The 5,473-nt window shown below is 58.8% G+C and carries 5 protein-coding genes and 1 pseudogene; 2 read left to right on the top strand and 4 right to left on the bottom strand.

From position 1 onward, the window contains the following. The 3 genes from DBR24_RS16875 to DBR24_RS16865 form a co-directional block, all read right to left on the bottom strand. The coding region (locus DBR24_RS16875; RefSeq protein ID WP_128615312.1) for a histidine kinase dimerization/phospho-acceptor domain-containing protein at positions 1 to 851 on the bottom strand (851 nt) is incomplete at its 3' end. Next, positions 852 to 1,559, bottom strand: coding sequence for a response regulator (locus DBR24_RS16870; protein ID WP_128615313.1), 708 nt, complete (start codon positions 1,557 to 1,559; stop codon positions 852 to 854). A 227-nt stretch (positions 1,560 to 1,786) separates the two neighbouring features. Continuing rightward, positions 1,787 to 2,395, bottom strand: coding sequence for a tRNA-(ms[2]io[6]A)-hydroxylase (locus DBR24_RS16865; protein WP_095047457.1), 609 nt, complete (start codon positions 2,393 to 2,395; stop codon positions 1,787 to 1,789). Positions 2,396 to 2,554: 159 nt separating this feature from the next. Between DBR24_RS16865 and DBR24_RS16860 the strand changes: the two genes are divergently transcribed. After that, a complete protein-coding gene (locus DBR24_RS16860; protein WP_123467713.1) occupies positions 2,555 to 3,418 on the top strand; it encodes a universal stress protein in 864 nt (287 codons plus the stop codon). A 104-nt stretch (positions 3,419 to 3,522) separates the two neighbouring features. On the opposite strand, the gene DBR24_RS16855 is transcribed toward DBR24_RS16860, so the two are convergent. Then, the gene (locus DBR24_RS16855; RefSeq protein WP_108590615.1) at positions 3,523 to 3,993 is read right to left on the bottom strand and encodes a DUF1289 domain-containing protein; all 471 of its coding nucleotides are present in this window, start codon (positions 3,991 to 3,993) and stop codon (positions 3,523 to 3,525) included. 467 nt (positions 3,994 to 4,460) lie between these two features. Here DBR24_RS16855 and DBR24_RS32500 point away from each other — a divergent pair. After that, positions 4,461 to 5,473: pseudogene (locus tag DBR24_RS32500) on the top strand (aconitate hydratase B); the annotation flags it as partial.

Genomic DNA, 5,473 nt, shown 5'->3' with positions numbered 1-5,473 from the left:
GCCTGGATGTTCTCGCGCTTGATCACCGTGGCACCACGCTCGAGGCTGGCGTAGGTGAGCAATTCGGAAACCATTTCTTCCAGTTCGCCCAGGTCGGCGTACATGTCGGCAATCAGCTCGCGGTTCTGGCTGGCGTCCGGTTGCTGCTTGAGTTGATCGAGTTCAAATGACAGCCGCGCGATGGGCGTGCGCAGCTCATGGGAAACGGCGTTGGTCAGTTCGCGCTGATTGGCGATCAGCCCTTCGATGCGCGCGGCCATCAGGTTGAAGTGCTCGGCCAGATCACGGATGTTCGAACGCTTCGACAACTGGATGCGCACCGATAGATCGTTATCGCCGAAACGCTCGGCGGCCAGGCGCAGTTTTTCCAGATCGCGCCAGTGCGGGCGCACCCAGAAAAACAGGACGATGCCGATCAGCACCGCGAGCATCGCGTAAGCCACCGCGATATAGAACGGCATCAGACTCGGCTCCGGCGGCAGTTTGATACTGAGCACCTGCGCGCCGCCGTCGATGTTGCTGATGAACTGGGTGTAGTTGTCGCGAATCACCAACAGGTTCTGCGCCAGCTCGGCCCTTTCTTCAGGGCTAAGGGCCAGTTGCCCGACCTCGACCAGACTCAGCGACAGCCCGTAATGCGGGCGCAGACTGTCCAGTTGTTGCTCACGTTCGGCGCCCTGGCGTCCGCGCAAATGGTCCACCAGCGACCATGCCTGACCGCGCACGGCCTCGCGGTTGTAAGCCTGCATCTGATTGTCGAGCAACGCATTGAAGGTGTGTTCGACGGTTTGCAGGGCCAGCACCAGACCGACCGTCATCACCAGAAACAGCCCGAGAAATAACCGCAGCATCTACAGCTCCCACGCAAACGGATTGAACAGATAGCCCTTGCCCCACACGGTCTTGATACACACCGGCTCGCGGGGGTTGTCCTTGAGTTTGTTGCGCAACTTGCTGATGTACACGTCGACGCTGCGGTTCAGGCCATCGAAGGCGATGCCGCGCATACGGTTGAGAATGTCATCGCGCGAAAGGATCTTGCCCGCCGCGCTGGCCAGCAACCACAGCAGCTCGAACTCCATCGTGGTCATTTCGATGACCTCGGCGGCCAGACGCACTTCGCGGCAACTGCGGTCGATGCTCAACTGGCCGAACTCCATGAAGCTGACCACGTTGCTGTCCGGCACTTGTCGCCGTTGCAATGCGCGCAGGCGGGCCAGCAACACCGGTGGCTTGATCGGTTTGATCACATAATCGTCGGCACCGGATTCGAGACCGAGAATATGGTCGAGGTCATCCTCCTTGGCCGTCAGGATGACGATCGGCGTGTCTGACACACTGCGGATCTCGCGGCACACGTGCAGACCGCTCTGCCCCGGCAGCATCAGGTCGAGCACCACCACCTTCGGTTTGAATTCGAGAAAGGCCGCCACCGCCAGGTCGCCGCGATGCACGGCACGCACCTCGTAACCGTGTTGTTCGAGGAAGTGTGCGATCAGCGTGGCCAGACGCTCATCGTCTTCCACCAGCAGGACTTTGCCAAAACCCAGGTTATCCATAACGCCCATCTGCCACCCTTGTGTGAAGTGGCCGACATTATGGCGGCAATCGCGGGCAGGACGTTTGTTTCAGGCAGCAAAAACCGGCCATGGGGGCCGGTTTTCGGTGATGTTTCATACTCTTAAGAGTTTTTTACAATCAAGAGCAAGGATCGCAGCCTTCGGCAGCTCCTGACGTTGACATGCTATGCCCTGTAAGCGCTGCCGCAGGCTGCGATCTTTTGATCTTAGGCCGCGACCGGTACGCCACTGTGGAAACGGAATTCTTCATCGGGCGACTCGATCAGTTCCTGCTCGGCAGCGCGAACCTTCTCGATCACCTGGGCGATGTCCTTCGCGTCGCCATACTGGTAAGCCAGTTTCAGATAACCCTGAAAGTGACGCGCCTCGCTTTTCAGCAGGCCAAAGTAGAACTTGCCGAGTTCTTCGTCCAAATGTGGTACCAGTGCTTCGAACCGCTCGCAACTGCGCGCTTCGATAAAGGCCCCGACCACCAGTGTGTCGACCAGTTTCACCGGTTCGTGGCTGCGCACCACTTTGCGCAGGCCCGAAGCGTAACGCCCGGCATGCAGCTGACGCAGTTCGATCTTGCGGCGTTTCATGATGCGCATGACTTGTTCGTGGTGCACCAGTTCTTCCCGGGCCAGGCGCGACATCATGTTGATCAGGTCGACGTGGGAATGGTACTTGGCAATCAGGCTCAGCGCGGTGCTGGCAGCCTTGAACTCGCAGTTCTTGTGGTCGATCAGCAGGGTTTCCTGATCGGCCAGTGCGGCCTGAACCCAGGCGTCGGGCGTGCGGCAGCCAAGGAATTCGTGGATTTCGGGAAGGATCATGGGGCTCACGGTAAAAGGTGTTCGAGCGAAGGCCGCCGATTATACCGGCCTGTCCGCAGACCACCAGTGGCGGGTGTTGATATGCATCAAGTCACGGACGCTCGGGCAGCAACTATAGTTGTGCAACGCCGTGCCTTTTCTTTGCTGGAGACTCCGCTCATGCAAGCCATTCGCAGCATTCTGGTGGTCATCGAACCCGAACATTCGGAAAGCCTGGCGCTCAAGCGCGCCAAGTTGATCGCTGGCGTGACCCAGGCTCATCTGCACCTGCTGGTGTGCGACAAGAAGCACGACCACGCCGGCATGCTCAGCGTGCTCAAGGCTGCGCTGTTGGCGGACGGCTACAGCGTCACCACCGAACAGGCATGGAACGAGAGCCTGCACGAAACCATCATCGACGTGCAGCAGGCCGAAGGTTGCGGTCTGGTGATCAAGCAGCATTTCCCCGACAGCTCGCTGAAAAAAGCCCTGCTGACCCCGGCGGACTGGAAACTGTTGCGCCACTGCCCGACCCCGGTGTTGCTGGTGAAAACCTCCACCTCCTGGAAAGACCGGGTGATCCTCGCGGCAGTCGATGTCGGCAATGCCGATGGTGAGCATCGGCATCTGCACACCACCATCATTGATCACGGCTACGACATTGCCAGCCTGGCCAAGGGGTATTTGCATGTGATCAGCGCCCACCCATCGCCGATGCTGTCGGCGGCCGATACGACCATGCAGTTGAGTGAAACCATCGAGGCGCGCTATCGCGAGCAATGCCGGGCGTTTCAGGCGGAGTTCGATGTCGATGATGCGCATCTGCACATCGAAGAAGGTCCGGCGGACGTGTTGATCCCGTTCATGGCGCACAAGCTGAAGGCGGCGGTGACAGTCATTGGCACCGTGGCGCGCACCGGGTTGTCAGGGGCGCTGATCGGCAATACCGCCGAAGTGGTGCTGGATGCCCTGGAAAGCGATGTGCTGGTGCTCAAGCCGCAGGAGGTTGAGGATCATCTGGTGGAGCTGACGGTGAAACACTAAGGATTGCGGTGCCTGAACCGGCCCCTTCGCGAGCAAGCTCGCTCCCACATTGAATTGATGTCGTTCACAAAATCATTGTGGGAGCGAGCTTGCTCGCGAAGCTTTCAAGCGCCGAAGGCGTCTTTCAAAAAGCCCGGGGCGATGTAGCGCTGGTAGTGCGCTTCCGACAGCAGGAAGAATTCCCGATCAATGGCATCGCGCAGTTCCGGCAGGTTCCAGTCGCGGAACTCCGGCAGCAGCACCATCCCGTAGGCTTCCAGATTAATGATCACCCGTGCCCCTCGGGCAATCAGCTGATACGCCCAGCAGTACTCCGACTGATGCGGCACGAAGCGGATCTTGCGCTGTTCCAGCTGCTGGCGCAGGCGCGCCGGATCAAAGATCTCGACCTTGCTCGCCATCACTTGTGACAGCAACTGCTCCAGACGCAACCACACCGCGCGTTTTTCCTCCTCCCCGTAACCATTCCAGTTGATCACTTCGTGGTGGAAACGCTTGCAGCCACGGCACACCAGATCACCGTAAACAGTGGAGCAGAGGCCGACGCAGGGGGTCTTGATGGTCTGATTGGGCATAAATTGGCAAAACACTGAAACGCGGAACAGGCCGGCATGTTAGCCCTTTGTCGGGCATTGATCACCCCTCAAACGTCAGGGGCAAGGCCTCGATCGCAGTTTGCCCCGGGCACGCACAACGCCACCAAAGTCCAATAGAGCCCGACTTACCTTTAAATTTTTTTTGCCGTAGAATCAGCCAGCCTTTTAAGGCGCCAATGTCCGTTAGAAGCTGTTTTCAAAGCGTCACGAGCACAGTCGTTCCTTCAGAGCGGTGTTGGCGAAGGGTTTTTCCAGCGGGGAAAAGCCTGTCGCCAACCCTCATCAGCTCCCCGTTCTGCAGGCGTAAAACTTTGAAAGCAGCTTCTGTAAGGAATTGCCGGTAATTCTGACCGAGCGACCCACAACGTCGTGAGGTGCATGAGTACGGCCATTTCGGGATGAGCGTCCCGGACACCCATTTGGGACCACTGATGAGGGTAATAACTGTGCTTGAAGCCTACCGCAAACATATCGAAGAGCGTGCAGCCCTGGGTATCGTTCCCCAGCCGCTTAACGCCGAACAAACTGCAGGCCTGGTCGAGCTGCTGAAGAATCCTCCGGCTGGCGAAGAAGCTTTCCTCGTTGACCTGATCACCAATCGCGTACCACCAGGAGTGGACGAAGCCGCTTACGTCAAAGCCGGTTTCCTGTCGGCCCTGGCCAAAGGCGAAGTCACCTCCCCTCTGCTGGACAAGAAGCGCGCTGTAGAACTGCTCGGCACCATGCAGGGCGGCTACAACATCGTGACCCTGGTTGAACTGCTGGACGACGCCGAACTGGCGCCAGTGGCTGCCGAAGAACTCAAGCACACCCTGCTGATGTTCGATGCCTTCCACGACGTGGCTGAAAAAGCCAAGAACGGCAACGTTCACGCCAAAGCCGTGCTGCAATCCTGGGCTGACGGCGAGTGGTTCAAGAAGCGCCCTGTGCTGGAAGACAAAATCAGCCTGCGCGTATTCAAAGTAACCGGCGAAACCAACACCGACGACCTGTCCCCGGCGCCAGACGCCTGGTCGCGTCCGGACATCCCGCTGCACGCCCTGGCCATGCTGAAAATGGCCCGTGACGGCATCGTTCCGGACGAGCAAGGCAAGACCGGCCCGATGAAGCAGATCGAAGAAATGCGCGGTCAAGGCTTCCCGATCGCCTACGTCGGTGACGTGGTCGGTACCGGTTCTTCGCGTAAATCGGCGACCAACTCGGTGCTGTGGTTCTTCGGCGACGACATCCCTTACGTGCCGAACAAGCGCGCTGGCGGTTTCTGCTTCGGCAGCAAAATCGCTCCGATCTTCTACAACACCATGGAAGATGCCGGCGCACTGCCAATCGAGTTCGACGTATCGAACATGAACATGGGCGACGTGATCGACCTGTACCCGCACGCTGGCAAAGTCTGCAAGCACGGTACCGACGAAGTCATCACCACCTTCGAAATGAAGACCCCTGTGCTGCTGGACGA

This window comes from Pseudomonas sp. HMWF006 (assembly GCF_003061205.1).
Taxonomy (GTDB): Bacteria; Pseudomonadota; Gammaproteobacteria; order Pseudomonadales; family Pseudomonadaceae; genus Aquipseudomonas; species Aquipseudomonas monsensis.
The sequence above is the reverse complement of the archived record's forward strand: the minus strand, read 5'-3'. Positions and strand labels throughout refer to the sequence as shown.